A 19,877-nucleotide genomic window follows, 5' to 3' on the forward strand; every position below is an offset into this window, starting at 1 on the left:
CGGCGCCATGAAACTGGTGGTGGGGGTGGACGCCGGAGGGACGGCGTCCCGGGCGGTCGTGGCCACCGCTTCCGGCGAGATCGTCGGCCGGGGATCGGCCGGGCCCGGCAACCCCACGTCCGCGGGGGTCGCTGCCGTCCGAGCCATCGGTACGGCGGTCCGCACGGCCCTGGCCGGCCACGACCCCGGCACGGTGAGCGGGGGCGTCGCCGGGATCGCGGGCGTCGCCGTGCTCACCGAACCGGCGATCGCCGCCGCCTTCGAGCAGGAGTGGGCGGCCCTGGGCCTGAGCTGCCCGATCGAGGTCACCGGCGACGCGGTCACCGCGTTCGCCTCCGGCGTCCCGGCCTCCCGCGGCGCCGTCCTCATCGCCGGCACCGGAGCCGTGGCCGCGCGCATCGACGACTGGCAGATCACCCGTACCGCAGACGGGCTGGGCTGGCTGCTCGGCGACGAGGGCTCCGGGCTCTGGCTGGGTCTGCAGGCGGTCCGCTCGGTCGCCCGCTCCTGGACGTCCACACCGGAGGGACTGGCCGCGAAGGTCGCCGCCCACGCCGGCGCGGGTACGTGCGACGAGCTCGTGCACTGGGCCGGCCGGCAGCACCCCGCCGCCTTCGCCGCGCTCGCGCCGCTGGTGTGCGCCTCGGACGATCCGCTGGCGGCCCGCCTGACCGCGGACGCGGCGTTCCGCCTGCTCGCGACGCTGGGCGAGCTCGGTCCGCCGGACGGCCCGGTGGTGCTCGCCGGCGGACTGCTGACCGAACCGACCCCGGTCCGCGCGGCGGTCCTCGCCGCCCTGCCCGAGCCGGTGGCGACCGCCCGCGACCCGGCAACGGGTGCCGCCTGGCTGGCGCTGCGCCGCGCGCTGGACCTCGACCCGGAGGAGGCGGCCGAGCTGCACCGGCGCATGCTTTCGTGATGGGTACTGACGTTCGCCGCCTGTGGCAGCTGTACGAGCCGCTGCACGCGGTCACCTACTTCGCGCCCGAGGCCCGGGCCGCCTTCGAGGCCGCCGGGCTGCGGGGATTCTGGCGGGGCTACTTCGCCGGCCGGGCGGCCCCGCTCGGGGCGGTGGCGGCGGCACCGGTCAGCGCGTTGTTCTTCTCCTTCGCCCCGGCCATGGTGGCCCGTGCACTGCCCGACGTCTGGCTGCGCGTGTCGCCGGAGCAGGCGCTGGCGGCTCGGCTCGACGGCGCGGTGGCCGCGCTGCGGGCAGTCCTGCCCGACGACCCGGCGCGGTGGGCGGCGGCCGCCGACCTCCTCGAGGTCGCGGCGCAGGCAGCCGTGACGGCGGGCCGCGCACTCGGCGCGGCCAATGCCGCGCTGCCACGCCCGGCCGACCCGCTCGCCCGGCTGTGGCATGCCGCTACGGTGCTGCGTGAGCACCGGGGCGACGGGCACATCGTCGCGTTGGTCGACGCCGAGCTGAACGGCTGCCAGGCGCTCGTGCTGCGGGATGCGCTGTACGGCGGCAGGGACCAGCTGCAACCCAACCGCGGCTGGACCGACGGCGAATGGGACACCGCGGCCCGGGAACTGGCGGAGCGGGGCCGGCTGGAGAGCGACGGCCGGGCCACCGCCGAGGCGGCGGAGGTCCACCGCGCCGTTGAGGACCGTACGGATCGGCTGGCCGCTCAGCCGTGGTCCGCACTCGAGCCCGCTGATCAGGCCTGGCTCGCCGAGCTGCTGGCGCCGTTGGCCACCGCTGTCGGCGTCGTCATGCCGTACCCCAATCCGATGGGCGTCCCCCGCGTTTAGACGGCGGGGGCCCAGCGGCGTACCGCGGCGGCCGCCGCCAGCGTCGTCCCGGCCAGCAACCCCCACAGCAGCCCGGGACCGATCGACAGCAGTGCCGTCAGTACGGCCGGGGCCGCGGCGTTGCCCACCCCGGTGGAGAGCTGCCAGCGGGCCAGAGCACGGCCCAGCCCCTCGGGCGGTGCGGCGGCGGCGACGAGGGCGGTGCCGCTGCCCGCGTACAGGATCTCGCCGAGGGTGTAGGGCACCGCGACCAGCGCGACCATTGCCGGGCCGGCCGGCGCCGCCACCCAGAACCCCAGGTAGGAGGCGGCGAGGACCACGCCCGCGGCGGCCAGGACGCTGCGGCGGGGCAGGTGGCGCAGCCGTACGACCAGCACCACCTGCACCGCGACGACGAGCACGGTGTTGCCCGCGAACAATGCCGCCGACCAGGCCGGCGGGGCGTCCATCCGGGTGATCAGCAGCGCCGGCAGGGCGACCTCCAGCACGCCGAAGCACAGCGCGTACGGCAGGTTTGCCCAGGCCAGCGGCCCGATCCCGGCGCTGCCGCCGGCCGTGACCGGCGCCCGCGCCAGGCGAGGGCGCGGCAGGGAGAGGATCAACGCGCCGGCGAGGAGATAGCCGACTCCGTTGACGGCGGCGAGCAGGCGCAAGGAATCCGCGGCGACGACGGCGACGAGAGCCCCCAGTCCCAGGCCGGCGTTGCGGATCGTCCGGGCGGTCGCAAGCGCCCGGTCCGCGGGGCCGTCGACCATGGTGGTGACCAGCGCCGCCTGCGCGGCCGGCAGCGACTGGTTCCCCGCGCCGAGCAGCAGCGCCGCCGCCAGGTAGCCCGGCAAGCCGTGGCCGAGCAGCAGCACCACGATGCCCGCGACCCGGACCAGCATCGTCGCCGCCATCGGCGCCCGGCGGCCTCCGGCGTCGATCCATCGTCCGAGCAGCGGGATGCCGGTCAGCCCCGCGAGCAGGCCCGCCGTCAGCGCCAGCCCCGCGGCGCTCGCCGAAAGGTGCAGCACGCTGAGGCCGTACAGGAGGAGGAAGGGGCGCAGGAGGCCGGAACCGAGGGCGTCCACCGCGAGGGCGACCGCGAAACGATGCGAGAGCATGCCGCCGACCGTCCGCCCTCGCGGCCCGGAACAGCCCGCCAATTGACGGTACGCGTCAACCGTCGCGGGCGTACGGCCCCAGCGCGCCACAATGGCGGCGTGTCCCTGACGATCGACATCACCGGTCTCCCCCCGGAACGCTGCCTCTTCGCCCCGTCGCCGCTGGCCGAGCTGGGCGCGATGCTGCACGTGCTGGTCGCACCCGCCCACCATCCGGCGCTGCAACCGTGGGCGGCCGGTGTGCTGGCAGGATGCAAGCCGTCGTTCACCGACCGGCTGCTGGAGGCCGAGTTCCTGTGGCACTCGTCGCGCGCCGACTTCCTGGTGCCCGCCCATCCCCGCGCCACCCTCGCCGAGGAACTCGACGACGTCGACGCGATCAGCGACGAGACCTACGCGGCGGCGGCGCTCGTCACCACCTGTGGTTCCTCGCGGTTGTCGTTCCGCCGTACCGCTCCGGACCGGCTCAAGGATCTTGCGCGGGCCCGCGGCCCGGTCCAGGCCGCCTTCGCCGAACAGCTCCTCGCCGATCCCGGCCCGGTCCGGGTACGCGTCCGGCGCCTGCTCGAGGACTGCGTCGACGAGTTCTTCGGCGAGGCCTGGCGGCGGACGGCGTTCGCCCTCGCGGCCGACGCGCGGCGCATGGCCGACCTGCACGAACGCCAGGGCCTGGGGGCGGCGCTGGCGGCGATGTCCCCGGCCATGACGCTCTCGGGCACCCGGATCGTGCTCGACAAGGTGCAGGACAACTGGACCAGCGCCGAGGACGGACTGACCTTCATCCCCACCGCTTTCGGCCGTCCCCACCTGGTCACGGTGCACGCACCCGGCTACCGGCCGGTCGTGCAGTACCCCACGGCGGCCGAGCAACCGGTGCCGCTCGACGTGGTGCAGCGGCGGATCGACGCGCTGGCCCATCCCGTACGGCTCCGGCTTTGCCGGACCCTCGCCCGGGGACCGAGCACCACGAGCGAACTCGCCGAGGCGTGGCAGTTGAGCGCGCCGGAGGTGTCCCGGCACCTGGCGGTCCTCAAGAAGGCCGGCCTCACCGTGACCACCCGGCGCGGCCGCTACGTCAGCTACCAGCTGGACCTGTCGGCCACGGCGGCGCTGGGAGCCGACCTGATCGCCGTCCTGCTGCGCTGACAGCTCAGCGCAGGGCGGCCGGGTCGGGGGCGACGAGCACCTTGAGGTGGCTGCCGCTCTCCGCGTCCGAGAACGCCGCTGCGGCCTCGGTCAGCGGGTGGATCGCCGTCACGAAGTCGGTGGCTGACACCACGCCGTCGCGCAGGAGCACCATCGCCTCGGCGTAGTCGGCCGGCAGGTATGTGGCGCTGCCCTGGATCCGGAGCTGGCTGTCCTGCACCAGGGCGAGCGGCACGCTGACGTCGCCGGGTGGCACGCCGACGACCACCACCGTGCCGCCCTTGTTCGCCATGGCCAGCGCCTGGCGCAGAGTTGACTCCTCGGCGACGCAGTCGAAGACCACGTCGGCGCTCTCCCCCAGCACCGCCCGTACCTGGTCGGCGGCGTCCGGTGCGGTGGCGTCCACGACCGCGTCCGCGCCGAACGCCGTTGCGCGCTCGCGGCTGTGCGGGGATCGGGCCGTCATCACGATGCGGCGCGCGCCGCGGAGGCGGGCCACCCGGAGTGTCAGCAGGGCGATCGTGCCGGCGCCCAGGATGGCCACCGCCCGGCCGTCGAGCGGGCCGGCCAGGCGGGTGGCGTGCACCGGGGTCGCCAGCGGCTCGATCAGCGCGGCCGTCGTGTCGTCGAGCTCGTCCGGCACGGCGTGCAGGCGGCGGGCGTCGATGGTGAAGAGGTCCGCCATCCCGCCCTGGTCGGAGCCGCAGCCGAAGAAACCGAGGTGTTCGCAGAGGTTCTCCCGGCCCGCGCGGCACTGCTTGCACGTCCAGCACGGGAGGTCCGGTTCCACGGTCACGCGGGTGCCGGGCCGGACGTCGGTCACGCCGGCGCCGGCCGCCAGTACGACCCCGACGACTTCGTGGCCCGGCGCGTACGGCGGGGTCACGTGGGGGTGGCGGCCGCGCAGGGCGTGGGTGTCCGAGCCGCAGACGCCGGAGACCGCGGTCCGCACCAGCGCCTCGCCCGGACCGGGTACCGGCTCGACGGCCGGCACCACCTGGACACCGTCGGGGGTGACGACCACCTTGCGCATCATGGTCGGAGGATAATCGCCGGGGTGCCGATCCGGATCGCTCAGCCCGAGGACGCCGCCGCCGTGGTGGCGTTGCGCGCGGTCGTCTACCCGTACCTCGTGAGGGGGGTCGAGGCGACACGGCGGGCCATCACCGGCTCGCAGTGGGTGGCCGTGGAGGGCGGCGAGATCGTCGGCTGGGTCGCGGCGCACGGGCAGACCATCTCGCTGCTGCACGTCCACCCGGCCCACCGCGGCCGGGGCATCGGGAGCGAGTTGCTGGCGGTGGCGCGCCGGCACGTGGCGGAGCCGGCTCGGGTCTTCGCCCTGCCGGAGTTCGTGCCGTTCGCCCGCCGGCACGGGTTCACGCCGAGCCGCGAGATCCGATACTCCGCCGTCGATCTGGCGGACTTCCCGCGGGCCCCCAGCGACCTGCCCCGGCTGCGCGACGTCGATCCCGGCGAGCTGCACCGCACGTACGCCGAGGCGACCGCCGACGAGCCGGGCGACGTCCCGCCGGAGCCGGTGCCGTACGACCGGTGGCGGGCGGAGTTCTGGGACAACCCCGACGCGGACGCCGAGGCGGGCACGGTGGCGGTACGCGACGGCCGCCCGGTGGCCTTCGCGCTCATGCTGCGGGACGGGGACCGGGCGTGGTCCGACATGACCGCGACGCTGCCCGCGTACCGGGGACGGGGTCTGGCCTACACCGTCAAGCGGGCGGCTCTGGGGCGGTGTCGCGCGCGGATCGCGTACACGTCGAACGACGCGGCCAACCGTCCGATGCTGGCGGTCAATGCGCGGCTGGGTTACCGGCCGGTCGCCGCCCAGTGGAGCTGCGTCGGCGACGCACTACGGTAGGAGCGTGCGCGCAGCGACGATGGCCGACATCGCCCGGCGCGCCGGTGTGTCCCGCATCGCCGTCTCGTACGCGTTGAACGGCCGTCCCGGCGTGTCGGCCGATCTGCGCGAGCGGATCCTGGGCATCGCCCGGGAACTGGGCTACCGCGCGCACGGGCCGGCGCTGGCGCTGCACGGGGCCGCGGCCCGGGCCGTCGGGCTGGTCCTGCTGCGCTCGTCCGCCGCCCTGACCGTCGAGGTGTTCCGGCGGCAGCTCATCGCCGGCATCCAGGCCGAGCTGTCCGGGCACGGCTTCGGGCTGGCCCTGCAGATGGTCGCGGGCCTCGACGAGGAGGCGCAGGTGCACCGCCGGTGGAGCGCCGAGCGGCGGGTCGACGGGGTGCTGATCTGCGATCCCCGCGTCGACGATCCGCGGATCACGGCGGTACGCGAGCTGGGCCTGCCCGCCGCGCTGGTCGGCAGCACGTACGACGACCGGTTGCCCGGCGCGTGGTGCGACGACCGTGACTGGTCCCGCGAGGTGGCCGCGCACCTGGCGGGGCTGGGGCACCGGCACGTCGCCCGGGTCAGCGGGCCGGCGGGCATGCTGCACACGGCGATCCGCGACGAGGCGCTGCGCTCGGCGGCCGACGAACGCGGCATGCGCACGACGATCGTGCGGGGCGATTACACGGGCAACTCCGGCGCGCGGGTGACCCGTGAGCTGCTCGGGCGGGCGGACCGGCCCACGGCCGTCGTCTACGACAACGACGTCATGGCGATCGCCGGCCTGGGGACGGCCGGCGAGCTGGGCCTGGCAGTGCCGGCGGAGTTGTCGATCGTGGCGTGCGAGGACTCGCCGCTGTGCGAGGTGGTCGGGCCCCCGCTGACCGCGGTGCACCGCGACATCGCCGGGTACGGCGCGCTGGCGGCGGCCCGCCTGCTGGCCGCCATCGAGGGTGAGTCCGGTCCCCCGGTCCAGGCCTCCGGCGGCCGGTTGAAGATCCGCGGCAGCACCGGACCGGCCTGAGTCACGCCGCCGGCGGGGCGGTGCTGCCGCGCACGAGCAGCCGGGCGGGCTCGTCGAGGCGGGCACCGACCCGCTCCCCCGCGATCACCGCCAGCAGCAGGCGGGCCGCGTGCTCGCCGTACGCGGAGATGTCCCGGGTCAGCGCGGTCAACGGCGGATGCACGAGCCCGCACATCGGCGAATCGTCCCAGGCCACGATGGACAACTCCGCCGGCACGGCCAGGCCCAGCTCGCGTGCCACGGACAGCCCCGCGATCGCCATGACGTCGTTGTCGTAGACGATCGCGGTGGGCGGGGCGTCGCGCATGAGCAGGTCCCGGGTGGCACGCGCGCCGGCCGGCCCGCTGTAGTCGGTGAAGACGGTCATCTCCTCGGACATCCCCAACTCCGCGAAGGCCCGGGTCCGGGCGGCGGTGTGCGCCAGCCCCGGCAGTCCGGCGACCCGGGCGATGCGGCGGTGTCCCAGCGCGGTCAGATGCTCGACCGCGCTGCCCACGGAAACGGCGTCGTCGGACCACAGACTGGCCAGGTCACCCTCGGCGGGGGGTGGCCCGACCACGACCGCCGGTACGCCGATCCGCTCGACCGCCGGCACCCGCGGATCGTCGGCGCGCAGGTCACAGAGCAGCACCCCGTCGACGCGTCCCTCGATCCACCACTGCCGGTACACCTCGATCTCGGCCTCCGCGTCGTCCTCCGGAACCATCTGCAGCAGCAGCGCGTACGAGCGGGTGGACAGCTCGGCCTCGAGCCCGCTGATCAGCTCCATGAAGAACGGCTCGACGCCCAGCAGGCTGGCCGGGCGGCGCAAGGCGAGTCCCACGACGTGCGCCGGCGCGCCGGCCAGCGCGCGGGCGGCGGCACTGGCCCGGAAGCCCATCCGGTCGGCGATCGCCAGGATCCGGGCCCGGGTCTCGGCCGAGACGCCGGGGCGGTCGTTGAGGGCGTACGAGACCGCGCCCTTGGACACGCCCGCCTCGCGAGCTATATCGGCGATCGTCGGTCTCTTCACGGTGGGGACCTTAGGGCAGGAAGCCGAGCCGGCGCGCGGTCACCACGGTCTCCACGCGACCGTGCGTGCCGAGTTTGCGCATGGCGTTGCGCAGATAGCTCTTCACCGTCTCGGGTAGGAGTCCCAGCCGCCGGGCGGCCTCGGCGTTGCTGCAGCCCAGCGCCACGGTCGCCAGGACGTCCAGCTCGCGCGGGGACAGCGGGTTGGCCGTACGCGGATCGCCGCCCGACCGGCCGAGCAGCGCGCACACCTGCCGCAGGCGCGTACGCAGGTCAGGATCGGTCACCTCGTGAACGATCGCGCGCAGGTCGGCGTGCGCCTGCCGGACCTCCTCCCACTGCGCCCCTCGGGAGACCGCGGCCGCCGCTTCGATCTCGTCGAGGCGGCGCTGCACTTCCCGGCGTACCGTCAGCTCCGTCGCGATCCGGGCCGCCACCTGGCCCATCGCGTCGAGCGCCCGCGCGCCCACCGCCAGGGGTTCGCGCGTGCCCGCATAGAGGACGGCGAGCACGGATGCGCCCGTCGTGACCGGCACCGCGGCGATCGCGCGCAGGCCCTCGGCGATCACCGGCTTGTCGTATTCGTGGCTGATCCGCGGGTCGGCGGCGTAGTCCTCGACCCGCGCCGGGCGGCCCGTGGTCACGACCCGGCCGCCGAGCCCGCTGCCCGCGCCGACCACCAGGCCGTGCAGCGCGGGCGTGGTCGTGCCCGCGAAATCGGTCAGCCGCATGGCCCGGCCGTCGGCGGCGACCGCGCCGCCGAACGCGACCGGCAGCCCGGTGACGCGCCGGATCCGGCCGAGCGCGGCGGTCAGGTCGGCTGTTTCGAGCACGCTCCCAGCATGTCGCGCCCGCAGGCCGGGGTCCACCCCTGTACGGGGGTGGTGCCCGCACGCCGCCCGGCTCATGCTGCAGAAATGGTCTCCTATGCCTCCGGGCCCTCCGACGTGCCACTGCTCGGCGAGACGATCGGTGCCAACCTCGCCCGTACGGTGGCGACCTTCGGCGACCGTGAGGCGCTCGTCGACGTGTCCTCCGGGCGGCGGTGGACGTACACGCAATTCGACGCCGCCGTGGACGACGTTGCGCGCGGCCTGCTCGCCCGCGGAATCGCCAAGGGCGACCGGGTCGGCATCTGGGCACCCAACTGCGCCGAGTGGGTGATCGTCCAGTACGCCACCGCGCGCATCGGGGCGATCCTGGTCAACGTGAACCCGGCCTACCGGACGCACGAGCTGGACTACGTGGTCCGGCAGTCGGGGATGCGGCTGCTTGTCAGCGCGGTCACCTTCAAGACCAGCGACTACCGGTCGATGATCGCCGAGATCGGGTTCCGCGAGACGGTCTTCATCGGCACCCCGGACTGGGATTCACTGATCGCCGACGGCGGCGGGCAGGATCTCGGCACGCGAGACGCGACGCTGTCCTTCGACGACCCCATCAACATCCAGTACACGTCCGGGACCACCGGGTTCCCGAAGGGCGCGACGCTGTCGCACCACAACATCCTCAACAACGGCTACTTCGTGGGCGAGCTGGTGGGCTACACCGAGCAGGACCGCATCTGCATCCCGGTGCCGCTCTACCACTGCTTCGGCATGGTGATGGGCAACCTGGCGGCGACCTCGCACGGCGCCACGATGGTGCTGCCGGCGCCGGGTTTCGACCCCGCGGCGACGCTGCGGGCCGTCGCTGACGAGCGCTGCACCTCCCTGTACGGCGTGCCGACCATGTTCATCGCCGAGCTGGGCCTGCCCGACTTCGGCGCGTACGACCTGACGAGCCTGCGCACCGGGATCATGGCCGGCTCGCCGTGCCCGGTCGAGGTGATGAAGCGAGTGGTGGCCGAGATGAACATGAGCGAGGTGGCGATCTGCTACGGCATGACCGAGACGTCACCGGTGTCCACTATGACCCGCCGCGACGACGGGCTGGAACGGCGTACCGGAACGGTCGGCCGCGTACTGCCCCACCTCGAGTCGAAGGTCGTGGACCCGGCCACCGGCCTGGTCGCGGAGCACGGCGAGCCGGGCGAGCTCTGCACCCGCGGGTATTCGGTGATGCTCGGCTACTGGGACCAGCCGGAGGCGACGGCCGAGGCGATCGATGCGGCGCGCTGGATGCACACGGGCGATCTGGCCACGATGGACGCCGACGGCTACGTGAACATCGTCGGCCGGATCAAGGACCTCGTCATCCGCGGCGGCGAGAACGTCTATCCCCGCGAGGTCGAGGAGTTCCTCTACACGCACCCGGACGTCGTGGACGTCCAGGTGATCGGGGTGCCGGACGAGAAGTACGGCGAGGAGCTGATGGCGTGGGTCGTGCTGCGGCCGGGCGCGGAGCCGCTGACGGCGCAGAGGGTACGGGAGTTCTGCGCGGGCCGGCTGGCCCATTTCAAGGTGCCCCGCTACGTGCACGTGGTCGACGGCTTCCCGATGACTGTGACCGGCAAGGTCCGCAAGGTCGAGATGCGCGAGCAGGCGGTCGACATCCTCAAGAACGCGTGACAAAGTTGCCTCTGGTGTAACACCCCCGCGGCGTGGTGGAGTGTCACCCATGACGGACTACGACATCGTCGTCGTGGGCAGCGGGTTCGGGGGCAGCGTCACGGCGCTGCGGCTGGCCGAGAAGGGCTACCGCGTCGGCGTGCTCGAGGCGGGCCGGCGCTACACCCCCGAGACGCTGCCGAAGACTTCGTGGGACCTGCGGGCGTTCCTCTGGGCGCCGGCCCTCGGGCTGCGCGGCATTCAGCGGATCACCCTGCTCAAGGACATCATGGTGCTCTCCGCCGCGGGCGTGGGCGGCGGCTCGCTCGTGTACGCGAACACCCTCTACCAGCCACCGGCCCGCTTCTTCGCCGACGAGCACTGGTCCGGGATCACCGACTGGGCGAGGGAGCTGGAGCCGCACTACGACCAGGCGTCCCGGATGCTCGGCGTGACCGTCCAGCCGTCGATGACGCCGTCGGACCGGGTCGTCGAGTCGGTCGCCAAGGAGATGGGCGTGGGCGGGACGTTCCGCCGTACGCCGGTCGGGGTGTTCTTCGGCGAGCCGGGCAAGACGGTGCCGGACCCGTACTTCGGGGGCGCCGGACCGGACCGCACCGGATGCACCGAGTGCGGCGACTGCATGATCGGCTGCCGGCTGGGCGCCAAGAACCGTCTCGACCTGAACTACCTGTACCTGGCCGAGAAGCTGGGCGCGACCGTGCACCCGGACACCGAGGTGACCGCGCTGCGGCCCGTGAACGGCGGCTGGCGGGTGGAGACCCGCCGGCGCGTGTTCACCGCGAAACAGGTGGTGCTCTCTGCGGGAGCGCTCGGCACCCAGCGGCTGCTGCATGCGATGAAGGACACCGGTGTGCTGCCCGCTCTCTCGCCGCGGCTGGGGTCGTTGACGCGCACGAATTCCGAGGCTGTGCTGGGCGCGCAGGCTCCCCGCGTACCTGCGGAGCCGTTCTCCCGGGGCGTCGCGATCACCTCGTCCTTCCACCCGGACGCCGACACCCACATCGAACCGGTACGGTACGGGCCCGGCAGCAACGCGATGGGCCTGCTCACCACCCTGCTGGTGGACGGCGGCGGGCGGGTGCCGCGGCCGGTGAAATTCCTCGGGCAGGCACTGCGGCATCCGATCCTGCTGCTGCGCACGCTCTCCAACCGCCGGTGGAGCGACCGCACGATCATCGCGCTGGTCATGCAGACCCTGGACAATTCGCTGACGGTACGCCGGACCCGCCGCGGCCGCCTCACCACTGGTCCCGGGCACGGCCCCAGCAATCCGACCTGGATCCCGGCCGGCCACGAGGCGGTACGCAGGATCGCGACGGCCATCGGCGGGCACCCGGGCGGCCCGATCGGCGACGTGTTCGACATCCCGATGACCGCGCACATCCTCGGCGGGGTGACGATCGGCGACTCGCCGGAGACCGGGGTGGTGGACGCGTACCAGCGGGTCTACGGCTATCCGGGCCTGCACGTCGCGGACGGGTCGGTGATCCCGGCCAATCTGGGGGTGAACCCGTCGCTGACCATCACGGCGCTGGCCGAGCGGGCGATGTCGTTCTGGCCCAACAACGGCGATCCGGATCCGCGGCCGGCGCCCGGGGCGGCGTACGAGCGGGTCGAGCGGGTCGCCCCGCGCTCGCCGGCGGTGCCGGCAAACGCCCCGGCGGCGTTGCGCCTGATTCCGATCACGCCGGCCGCCCCGCCGCCGGGCTGATCGGCGACGGGGCGGGGCTTGGTGGGGCTGTTCGCGCCTGCCGGTCAGGCCTTTGCGCAGGCGGATCCGTTGAGAGTGAAGGCCGACGGGGCGGAGTAGCCGCCACTGAGCGTCCCCTGGAAGCCGAACGACGCGCTGCCGCCCGCCGGCAGGCTCCCGTTGTAACTCACGTTGCGGGCGGTGATCGCGCCGCTCGCACCGGTCAGGCCGGCGTTCCACGAGTTGGTGACGCTCTGGCCGGCGGGCAGCGTGAAGCCCAGCGCCCATCCGTTGATCGGGCCGCTGCCGCTGCCGGTGTTGGTGACGGTCACGGTGGCCACGAAGCCGTTGTTCCAGCTGTCCGCGGCGTAGGCCACCCGGCAGGAGGCGGACGGCGGCGGAGTGGTCGGGTCCGACGGTGGCGGGGTGCTGCCGCTGTTGACCGCGGCGGAGAAGTCGCTGACCGCCAGTCCGGCGCCGCCGATCCACGGTTCGAAGCCGGCCTGGATGCTGGTCAGATACCACGCGCTCGTGACCGCGCCCCGTTTCTTCGTGTCGTTGATGAAGTCGAGGGCGCTGAATCTCCAGCTGGGGACCGGCGACGGCGCCACGTACGAGATGACGTTGTTCGAGCCGTTGTTGCCGCGCCAGACCTCCCAGCTGCGCCCGCCGATGGTGGTGGTGCCCACCGGTGAGCCGATCGGCTGGATCGAGCCCTGCCGGTTGAACCAGATCATGATCTCCATGGCGTTGACCCCGTCGCGTTTCGGCGTCGGGTCGAGCCAGATATCGTACGCGGCGTCGTACGTCGCACCGCTCACGTAGTGATACGTGATGCTGCTGGTCACGCCGCTGATCGCGCTCAGTTGCAGAGGCAGATTCGTGCCCGGGGAACAGTTCGTGTAATGGCACCCGTAGTAGACGGCCGGGTACGACACCGGCGCCCCACTCGTGCTGCCGACGCCTTGCTGGCTCGTGATGGCGAATCCGGTGCCGGTGACATTGATGCACTGCTCGGCGGCGGTGCCCCAGCGGTTGTTCATCACCACGTATCGGCCGCCGATCGTCGTGGATCCGTACTGCTCGCAAATCTGCGTGTCGGCGTGTGCGGGACCGGCCAGGACGAATGTCGTCATGCCGCCCGCGGCCAACAGGACGGCCGCGGCGACGGCGCGGATGGCGCGTCTCATGAAAGCTCCTTCGTGGGGGATGCCCCGGGGGGACGGGGTTTTTGGGAGCGCTCCCAGGTAACGTACAACACATCGACACATCTGAGAAGTGTTGCCGCGAAGTTTCCAGAAGTTGTCCTGGTCGAGCGGCACCGGGACGCGCGCCGCATCGCTTTTCCGACACTTCCGCGGGCGCCGGCGCGGGCGATTTCACCGGATCCGTTCGCGACATGCGCGGGCGACAATTTGCCTCGGCACCGGCGGACCGCCAGAATGAATAGGCGCAATTCTGAGACAGACATTGGCACCGCTGTAGGAGCGACCACATCATGGCCAAGCAGGTAATCACCCTTCTGACCGACGACCTCGACGGCGGCGAGGCCGATCGCACGGTCGAATTCGGACTGGACGGGGTGAACTACACGATCGACCTGTCGGAGAAGAACGCCGGCAAGCTGCGGAAGGCCCTCGATCCGTATCTTTCGGTCGCCACTCGCGTCGGGCGCAGCGGCACCGAGGCCCGTCCGGCCCGGCGCGGCACCGCACCGGCGAGCACCGGCCGGGCCACCCGGGACCAGAATCAGGCCATTCGCGAGTGGGCGGGCAAGAACGGATACGAGGTGTCCGAGCGCGGCCGCATCCCGAGCTCCATCGTGGAGGCGTACCACAGCAGGCGATAGATTCTCCCTCGACCGCGAAACGGCGTCGCCGGCCGGCGACGCCGTTTGTCGTATCCGCAGGAGGACCATTGCGCGTCGTCATCGTGACCGGAGCATCCAGCGGAATCGGCCGCGCGACCGCCCTGCGGCTCGGCCGCCCGGGCACCACCGTCGTACTCGCCGCCCGCCGCGCCGAGGAGCTCACCGCTGTTGCCGCCGAGATCGCGGCGAACGGCGGGGGCGCCGTGGCCGTCCCCACCGACCTGCGGGAACCGGCCGCCGTCGAGGCGCTGGTCGCCGCCGCCCGCGACGTCACCGGCACGATCGACGTCCTGATCAACAACGCCGGGCTGAGCGGTCCGGACACGGTCCTGATCGACGACGCGACGCTGACCGCGATGGTGGACGTCAACCTGCTGGCCCCGATCCGCCTCATGCGGGCGGTGGTGCCGGGGATGCGGGCGGCCGGGGCGGGCGCCATCGTCAACATCGGGTCGGTCGCCGGCGAGGTCGGCATCGGGGGCGCGTACTCGGCGACCAAGTTCGCCCTGCGCGGCATGACCGACTCCGTCCGGCGCGAGCTGGCCGGCACCGGGATCGGTGTATCGCTGATCGAGCCGGGGCGCATCGGCACCGAGCTGAACGCCAAGCACGCCGACCGCCTGCCCGGGCCGGAGATCGTCGTGGACGCCGTCGAACGCGCCCTCCGCCGGCCGCGGCGGCGCATCGTCGTGCCCGGGCGCTACCGCGCCTCGATGCTCGCCGCCGCCGCCCTTCCCGGGGTCACCGACCGGATGTACGCGGGAAAGGCAGCCCTATAGGTACGGCAAGAGCTTGTCGAGGCGTACCGGGAAGTCGCGGATCCGGACACCGGTGGCGTGCCAGACCGCGTTGACGATCGCGGCCGGGGAGCCGACGATGCCGATCTCCCCGATGCCCTTGCTGCCCATGGGGTTGATGGCGTCGTCCCGCTCGTCCAGCCAGGCGGCGTCGATCCACTCCACGTCCGCGTGCGCCGGCACGTGATACTCGGCGAGGTCGTGGTTGACCCAGTCGCCCGTCGCGGGGTCGAGCACGCCCTCCTCGTGCAGCGCCATGCCCATGCCCATCGTCATGCCGCCGATGAACTGGCTGCGGGCAGTACGGGGGTTGAGGACGCGGCCGACCGCGTACATGCCGAACAGGCGGGAGACCCGGACCTCACCCGTGTCGGCGTCGACGCGGACCTCGGCGAAGTGCGCCCCGTACGCGTGCTTGCCCTCCTTCTCCTGGCGCTGGACCAGGTCCGTGCTGTCGAAGGTCACGTCGTCGCGGCCGGAGTCGCGCAGCTCGCGGCACGCTCCGGTGACCGCCCAGCCCCACGAGGCGCTGCCCGACGAGCCGCCCGCCACCGAGGCCTTCGGGAGCGTGCTGTCGCCGATGCGCACGCGTACCCGTTCGACCGGCAGGCCGAGCTCGTCGGCCGCGATCTGGGTGAGGATGGTCCGAGCGCCGGTGCCGATGTCCGCGGCCGCGATCGCCACCTCGGCCGTCCCGTCCGGCTGCAGGCGTACGCGTGCCACGGACGGCTGGACCATCGCCGGATAGGTGGCGCCGGCGACGCCCGTACCGATCCACCAGGAGCCCTCGCGCCGGCGCCGGGGCAGCGGGTCGCGATCCGCCCAGCCGAAGCGCCGCGCGCCCTCGCGCAGGCAGGCGAGGTAGTTGCGGCTGGTGAACGGCACGCCGCTCTCCGGTTCGGCGCGCGGCTCGTTGCGGACCCGCAGCTCGATCGGGTCCAAGCCGAGCTCGGTGGCGAGCTCGTCCAGCGCGCACTCGAGGGCGGCCATTCCGGGTGCCTCGCCGGGTGCCCGCATCCAGCGCGGGGTCGGCACATCGAGGCGTACCAGGCGGTGGCCGGTGCGGCGGTTCGCCGCGGCGTACATGTGCCGGGTCGTGACCGTGGTCTGCTCCCCGTACTCATAGATCCGCGATGTCTGCTCCACCGCCTGGTGGTCGATCGCGGTGAGCGTGCCGTCCCGCTCCGCGCCCAGGCGGATGCGCTGCAGCGTCGGCGTCCGGTAGCCGACCATGCTGAACAGCGCCTGCCGGGGCAGCGCCAGCTTGACCGGGCGGCCGACGACCCGGGCGGCCATGGCGGCGAGCACGGCGTTGGGCCGGGCGGAGCCCTTCGACCCGAAGCCGCCACCGACGTGCTCGGTGATGACGTGGACACGCTCGGCGGGCAGGCCGAAGACCGCGCCGACGTCCCCCGCGACGCCCGCCGGGTGCTGGTTGGAGTCGTACAGGATGAGGTCGTCGCCCTCCCAGAGCGCGGTCGTCGCGTGCGGCTCCATGGGGTTGTTGTGCAACGCCGGCGTCGAGTAACGGACGTCCACAGTGATCGGTGCGGCCGCGAACGCCGCGTCCACATCGCCCGAATCGGTGACCGCGGGAAAGGCCGGGTTGACCGTCTCCGGGGTGTAGAGCTCCGGATGGTCCTCGCGCAGCAGGGCGTCGTGCGGCTCCTCGGCGATCTCCAGGCGGACGACCTGCGCGACGCGGCGGGCGGCCTCCAGAGTGCGGGCCACCACGAGCGCGATCGCCTGGCCGCGGTAGCTGATTCGCTCGGACTGCAGGACGGCCAGCTCGGGGTCCTCCGGCTCGGCCAGGCGCGGGGCGTTGCCGGGCCAGAGGACGGCGAGCATGTCGTCCGCCTCGGCCATGGGGTCGACGACCACCGAGGACAGCGTGCCGCGGGCGACCGGTGACTGCACGACCCACGCGTACGCGACGTCCTCGACCGGATATTCGGCGGCGTAGCGGGCGGCCCCGGTGACCTTGGCGAGTCCCTCGATCCGGCCGATCGGCCGCCCCACCGCGCTCTGCACCGTCTCGGTCATGAGGGCTCCCCCGTCAGCCGCGCCAGCGTGGCCGCGACCAGATTGCGGATCAAAGGAATCTTGTACGCGTTGTCCCGCAACGGCACCGCGGCGGCGAGCTCCACGTCGGCGGCCGCGAGGAAGGAGTCGCGGGTGGCCGGCTGTCCGCGAAGTGCCTGCTCCGCCGCGTACGCCCGCCACGGCTTGTGGGCGACTGCCCCGAACGCCAGCCGGACGTCCCGCACGACACCGCCCTCGGCGTGCACCGCCGCCGCGACCGAACCCACGGCGAAGGCATAAGAAGCCCGGTCCCGCGCTTTCCGGTACGCCGACACGCGCGCGAACCCCAGCGCCGGCAGATCCACGGCGACGATGAGCTCACCGGGACGCAGCACCGTGTCCACCTCCGGGGTGTCGCCGGGCAGCCGGTGCAGCTCGGTCACCGGCACTTCCCGTTCCCCGTCCGGCCCACTCACCCGGACGGTGGCGTCGAGCGCGGCCAGCGCGACCGCCATGTCGGAGGGATGCGTGGCGATGCAGTGCTCCGAGGCACCGAGCACGGCCAGATTGCGGTGGTCGCCGTCGCGGGCCGGGCAGCCGCTGCCCGGCGCGTGCTTGTTGCACGGCTTGCTCATGTCCATGAAGTATCGGCACCGGGTGCGCTGCAGCAGATTGCCGCCGGTGGTTGCCATGTTGCGCAGCTGCCCCGACGCCCCCGCCAGCAGCGCCTGGCTCAGGACCGGATACTCGCGCCGCACTGTCGGATGGGCGGCCAGATCGCTGTTGCGGACGCCGGCGCCGATCCGCAACCCGCCGCCCGGCAGCTCGGTGACGTCGTGCAGCGGAAGCCGGTTGATGTCGACGAGCTCGCCGGGGGTGGCGACGCCGAGCTTCATGAGGTCGACGAGGTTCGTGCCGCCCGCCAGGACCGTGGCGCCCAGGGCGGAGGCGGCCACCGCGGCAGCGACATCCGTCGCGGCGGTGTACGTGAACGTCTTCACCGGCCGGCCGCCTCGGCGATCGCCGGGACGATGTTCGCGTACGCCCCGCACCGGCACAGGTTCCCGCTCATCCGCTCGCGGATCTCCGCGTCGTCGAGCACCACCTCGCCGTCGCCCGTGACGGCGCTCGGCCAGCCGCGCGCCACCTCGTCCAGCATCCCGGCCGCGGAGCAGATCTGCCCGGGCGTGCAGTACCCGCACTGGAGGCCGTCGTGATCGACGAAGGCCTGCTGCAACGGGTGCGGCTCCGCCTCGGTCCCGAGCCCTTCGATCGTGGTGACCTGCGCGTCCTGCTGACTGATGGCGAGCACCAGGCAACTGTTCACCCGGCGCCCGTCGAGCAGTACCGTGCAGGTCCCGCATTGCCCGTGGTCACAGCCCTTCTTGGCGCCGGTGAGCCCCAGATGCTCGCGCAAGGCGTCCAGCAGCGTGGTCCGCGGGTCGATGTCCAGGGCGTGCCCCACACCGTTGACGACGAGATCCATGACCGTTTTGCTACCCCCAGCTCTCAGGTTCAACCTCGGGTCCTTCGGGTACGCCTGAAGCATGCGAGTGGTGATCGTCGGAGCGACCGGTAACGCCGGCACGGCCCTGCTGCGCCGACTGCGCAACGAACCGGACATGGACCTCGCCGGGGTCGTACGGCGGCTGCCCGGCACGGACGCCGCGCCCTACGACGCGGTCGAGTGGCATTCCTGCGACATCGGCGCACCGGACGCCGCCCGGGACCTGACCGAGGTGTTCCGCGGCGCCGACGCCGTCGTGCACCTGGCGTGGCAGATCCAGCCGAGCCACGACCAGCGCCTGCTCCACCGTACGAACGTGCTCGGCAGCCGGGCCGTCGCCGAGGGCGTGCTGCGGGCGGGCGTACCGGCGCTGGTGTACGCGTCCTCGGTGGGCGTCTACGCGCCCGGCCCCAAGAACGCGTACGTGACCGAGGCGTACCCGAAGACCGGAGTGCGGGGCTCCTCCTACAGCCGGCACAAGGCGCTGGTCGAGGCAATGCTGGACCGGGTCGAGTCCGACCACCCGACCCTGCGCATCGTCCGCCTGCGCCCGGGCCTGATCTTCCAGCGCGACGTCGGCACCGAGATCGGCCGCTACTTCGCCGGCCCCCTGCTCCCGGCCCGCCTCCTGCGGTACGGCCGCATCCCGCTCATCCCGTCCCACTCGGGCCTGCGGGTCCAGGCGGTGCACGCCGACGACGTGGCCGACGCGTACGCCCGGGCCCTGCGAGCCGACGTACGCGGCGCGTTCAACGTGGCCGCCGGCCCGGTACTCGACCCGTCGGTAGCCGCGCAGACCTTCCACGGCCGGGAGGTTCCCGTACCGGGGTTCCTGCTGCGCGGGGCCGCGGACCTGAGCTGGCGCCTGCACCTGCAGCCGGTCGACGTGGGCTGGGTGAGACTCGGCCTCAAGGCACCGCTGATGTCCTGCGACCGGATCGCGGCGGAGCTCGGCTGGCGCCCGCTCACCGGCGCCGTCCATGCCCTGAAGGAGCTGGTCACGGGAATGGCCGAGCGGGCACATACGGACAGCCCGCCGCTCTCCGGGCGAGCGGACCTCCCGGGCCGCCTGGGCGGTGTCCTGCGCGGCCGCCTGCCCGGCTCGGGAAACCCCTACTAGGCGGTGAACCGGACGATGTCAAAACAGGATTCGTCATCGATCCACTCCTTCCGGTAGTCCAGCCGGATCCTGGTCGGATGGCCGTCGGCGTCATCGAAGCTGATGTCCGCCACGTCCGCACCCTTGTCCCTGGCCTTCTGGTACTGCTCGTAGAGGTCGCCGAGGGTCGGGAGATACTCGGGCTTCAGCTTCCTGACCCGCATGACCTCCTGGCTGAAAGCATTGTCGGCCACGACCTTGGCGACCTTGCCGTCGGCCACCGTCAGCGTGTACTGCCCCGGCGGAAACTCCATGCCGCAGCGAAACCGCACCGAGTATTCGTAGGCCGGCGGCTCGACCCACGTGGGGGGCTTGCTGGCGGCGATGCCCCAGAACACCGCCGCAAGCATGACTGCCCCGGTCGCAATCACGATCCTCTTCGTCACGCCGGATCCGACGCCCGGTCCGCCGCCGCC

19 protein-coding genes are annotated in these 19,877 nt (G+C 73.0%); 10 read left to right on the forward strand and 9 right to left on the reverse strand.

Annotated elements, in window-relative coordinates; genetic code table 11:
* Positions 1 to 7 precede the first annotated feature (7 nt).
* Positions 8 to 919: a BadF/BadG/BcrA/BcrD ATPase family protein gene (locus AB0368_RS16255; RefSeq protein ID WP_366154677.1), complete on the forward strand. Its 912-nt coding sequence runs from the start codon at positions 8 to 10 to the stop codon at positions 917 to 919.
* Entirely contained in the window at positions 919 to 1,758 is an 840-nt protein-coding gene (locus AB0368_RS16260) for a hypothetical protein (protein ID WP_366154678.1), read from the forward strand. The genes AB0368_RS16255 and AB0368_RS16260 overlap by 1 nt, the downstream gene beginning before the upstream one ends.
* Here the strand turns inward: AB0368_RS16260 and AB0368_RS16265 are convergent.
* Positions 1,755 to 2,864 carry an MFS transporter gene (locus tag AB0368_RS16265; RefSeq protein ID WP_366154679.1) on the reverse strand — a complete coding sequence of 370 codons (1,110 nt, stop codon included), beginning with the start codon at positions 2,862 to 2,864 and terminating at the stop codon, positions 1,755 to 1,757. The two genes, AB0368_RS16260 and AB0368_RS16265, sit on opposite strands and share 4 nt — an antisense overlap.
* A gap of 99 nt (positions 2,865 to 2,963) precedes the next feature.
* Between AB0368_RS16265 and AB0368_RS16270 the strand changes: the two genes are divergently transcribed.
* A complete protein-coding gene (locus tag AB0368_RS16270; protein ID WP_366154680.1) occupies positions 2,964 to 4,010 on the forward strand; it encodes a DUF5937 family protein in 1,047 nt (348 codons plus the stop codon).
* Between the two features lie 4 nt (positions 4,011 to 4,014).
* On the opposite strand, the gene AB0368_RS16275 is transcribed toward AB0368_RS16270, so the two are convergent.
* Entirely contained in the window at positions 4,015 to 5,046 is a 1,032-nt protein-coding gene (locus tag AB0368_RS16275; RefSeq protein WP_366154681.1) for an alcohol dehydrogenase catalytic domain-containing protein, read from the reverse strand.
* A 21-nt stretch (positions 5,047 to 5,067) separates the two neighbouring features.
* On the opposite strand from AB0368_RS16275, the gene AB0368_RS16280 reads away from it, so the two are divergent.
* Together AB0368_RS16280 and AB0368_RS16285 are read left to right on the forward strand one after the other, a co-directional pair.
* Entirely contained in the window at positions 5,068 to 5,883 is an 816-nt protein-coding gene (locus tag AB0368_RS16280; RefSeq protein ID WP_366154682.1) for a GNAT family N-acetyltransferase, read from the forward strand.
* Positions 5,884 to 5,887: 4 nt separating this feature from the next.
* Positions 5,888 to 6,892 (forward strand): LacI family DNA-binding transcriptional regulator, encoded by a 1,005-nt coding sequence (locus AB0368_RS16285; protein WP_366154683.1) that lies wholly within the window; start codon positions 5,888 to 5,890, stop codon positions 6,890 to 6,892.
* A gap of 1 nt (position 6,893) precedes the next feature.
* Here AB0368_RS16285 and AB0368_RS16290 read toward each other — a convergent pair whose 3' ends face one another.
* Both AB0368_RS16290 and AB0368_RS16295 read right to left on the reverse strand, forming a co-directional pair.
* The gene (locus AB0368_RS16290) at positions 6,894 to 7,904 is read right to left on the reverse strand and encodes a LacI family DNA-binding transcriptional regulator (RefSeq protein WP_366154684.1); all 1,011 of its coding nucleotides are present in this window, start codon (positions 7,902 to 7,904) and stop codon (positions 6,894 to 6,896) included.
* A gap of 10 nt (positions 7,905 to 7,914) precedes the next feature.
* Entirely contained in the window at positions 7,915 to 8,736 is an 822-nt protein-coding gene (locus AB0368_RS16295; protein WP_366154685.1) for a LuxR C-terminal-related transcriptional regulator, read from the reverse strand.
* 84 nt (positions 8,737 to 8,820) lie between these two features.
* Here AB0368_RS16295 and AB0368_RS16300 point away from each other — a divergent pair, with 84 nt between their 5' ends.
* Both AB0368_RS16300 and AB0368_RS16305 read left to right on the forward strand, forming a co-directional pair.
* Positions 8,821 to 10,413 carry an AMP-binding protein gene (locus tag AB0368_RS16300; protein ID WP_366154686.1) on the forward strand — a complete coding sequence of 531 codons (1,593 nt, stop codon included), beginning with the start codon at positions 8,821 to 8,823 and terminating at the stop codon, positions 10,411 to 10,413.
* Between the two features lie 49 nt (positions 10,414 to 10,462).
* Entirely contained in the window at positions 10,463 to 12,127 is a 1,665-nt protein-coding gene (locus tag AB0368_RS16305) for a GMC family oxidoreductase (protein WP_366154687.1), read from the forward strand.
* Between the two features lie 44 nt (positions 12,128 to 12,171).
* Here the strand turns inward: AB0368_RS16305 and AB0368_RS16310 are convergent, their stop codons facing one another.
* Complete coding sequence (locus AB0368_RS16310; protein WP_366154688.1) at positions 12,172 to 13,296, reverse strand: cellulose binding domain-containing protein; 1,125 nt, start codon at positions 13,294 to 13,296, stop codon at positions 12,172 to 12,174.
* 308 nt (positions 13,297 to 13,604) lie between these two features.
* Between AB0368_RS16310 and AB0368_RS16315 the strand changes: the two genes are divergently transcribed.
* Positions 13,605 to 13,955 (forward strand): Lsr2 family protein, encoded by a 351-nt coding sequence (locus AB0368_RS16315; protein ID WP_366154689.1) that lies wholly within the window; start codon positions 13,605 to 13,607, stop codon positions 13,953 to 13,955.
* A gap of 68 nt (positions 13,956 to 14,023) precedes the next feature.
* Positions 14,024 to 14,755: an SDR family NAD(P)-dependent oxidoreductase gene (locus AB0368_RS16320; RefSeq protein WP_366154690.1), complete on the forward strand. Its 732-nt coding sequence runs from the start codon at positions 14,024 to 14,026 to the stop codon at positions 14,753 to 14,755.
* On the opposite strand, the gene AB0368_RS16325 is transcribed toward AB0368_RS16320, so the two are convergent.
* From AB0368_RS16325 to AB0368_RS16335, 3 genes are read right to left on the reverse strand one after another with little or no spacing between them, the layout of a single operon-like run.
* Entirely contained in the window at positions 14,750 to 16,816 is a 2,067-nt protein-coding gene (locus tag AB0368_RS16325) for a xanthine dehydrogenase family protein molybdopterin-binding subunit (protein ID WP_366154691.1), read from the reverse strand. The two genes, AB0368_RS16320 and AB0368_RS16325, sit on opposite strands and share 6 nt — an antisense overlap.
* Entirely contained in the window at positions 16,813 to 17,796 is a 984-nt protein-coding gene (locus AB0368_RS16330) for a xanthine dehydrogenase family protein subunit M (RefSeq protein WP_366154692.1), read from the reverse strand. The genes AB0368_RS16325 and AB0368_RS16330 overlap by 4 nt, the downstream gene beginning before the upstream one ends.
* Positions 17,793 to 18,281: a 2Fe-2S iron-sulfur cluster-binding protein gene (locus tag AB0368_RS16335; protein ID WP_366154693.1), complete on the reverse strand. Its 489-nt coding sequence runs from the start codon at positions 18,279 to 18,281 to the stop codon at positions 17,793 to 17,795. The genes AB0368_RS16330 and AB0368_RS16335 overlap by 4 nt, the downstream gene beginning before the upstream one ends.
* A 61-nt stretch (positions 18,282 to 18,342) precedes the next feature.
* On the opposite strand from AB0368_RS16335, the gene AB0368_RS16340 reads away from it, so the two are divergent.
* Complete coding sequence (locus tag AB0368_RS16340) at positions 18,343 to 19,422, forward strand: NAD-dependent epimerase/dehydratase family protein (RefSeq protein WP_366154694.1); 1,080 nt, start codon at positions 18,343 to 18,345, stop codon at positions 19,420 to 19,422.
* On the opposite strand, the gene AB0368_RS16345 is transcribed toward AB0368_RS16340, so the two are convergent.
* Complete coding sequence (locus tag AB0368_RS16345) at positions 19,419 to 19,847, reverse strand: DUF6174 domain-containing protein (RefSeq protein WP_366154695.1); 429 nt, start codon at positions 19,845 to 19,847, stop codon at positions 19,419 to 19,421. The genes AB0368_RS16340 and AB0368_RS16345 overlap by 4 nt on opposite strands.
* Positions 19,848 to 19,877: the final 30 nt, after the last annotated feature.

It is taken from the genome of Actinoplanes sp. NPDC051475 (assembly GCF_040689425.1).
In the GTDB taxonomy this organism is placed as follows: Bacteria; Actinomycetota; Actinomycetes; order Mycobacteriales; family Micromonosporaceae; genus Actinoplanes.

What these genes read in the sequence shown, in the direction of transcription:
- AB0368_RS16255 (WP_366154677.1), top strand. Translation starts at nt 8, where the DNA reads ATGAAACTGGTGGTGGGGGTGGACGCCGGAGGGACGGCGTCCCGGGCG.
- AB0368_RS16260 (WP_366154678.1), top strand. Translation starts at nt 919, where the DNA reads ATGGGTACTGACGTTCGCCGCCTGTGGCAGCTGTACGAGCCGCTGCAC.
- AB0368_RS16265 (WP_366154679.1), bottom strand. Translation starts at nt 2,864, where the DNA reads ATGCTCTCGCATCGTTTCGCGGTCGCCCTCGCGGTGGACGCCCTCGGT.
- AB0368_RS16275 (WP_366154681.1), bottom strand. Translation starts at nt 5,046, where the DNA reads ATGATGCGCAAGGTGGTCGTCACCCCCGACGGTGTCCAGGTGGTGCCG.
- AB0368_RS16300 (WP_366154686.1), top strand. Translation starts at nt 8,821, where the DNA reads ATGGTCTCCTATGCCTCCGGGCCCTCCGACGTGCCACTGCTCGGCGAG.
- AB0368_RS16305 (WP_366154687.1), top strand. Translation starts at nt 10,463, where the DNA reads ATGACGGACTACGACATCGTCGTCGTGGGCAGCGGGTTCGGGGGCAGC.
- AB0368_RS16310 (WP_366154688.1), bottom strand. Translation starts at nt 13,296, where the DNA reads ATGAGACGCGCCATCCGCGCCGTCGCCGCGGCCGTCCTGTTGGCCGCG.
- AB0368_RS16315 (WP_366154689.1), top strand. Translation starts at nt 13,605, where the DNA reads ATGGCCAAGCAGGTAATCACCCTTCTGACCGACGACCTCGACGGCGGC.
- AB0368_RS16325 (WP_366154691.1), bottom strand. Translation starts at nt 16,816, where the DNA reads ATGACCGAGACGGTGCAGAGCGCGGTGGGGCGGCCGATCGGCCGGATC.
- AB0368_RS16335 (WP_366154693.1), bottom strand. Translation starts at nt 18,281, where the DNA reads ATGGATCTCGTCGTCAACGGTGTGGGGCACGCCCTGGACATCGACCCG.
- AB0368_RS16340 (WP_366154694.1), top strand. Translation starts at nt 18,343, where the DNA reads ATGCGAGTGGTGATCGTCGGAGCGACCGGTAACGCCGGCACGGCCCTG.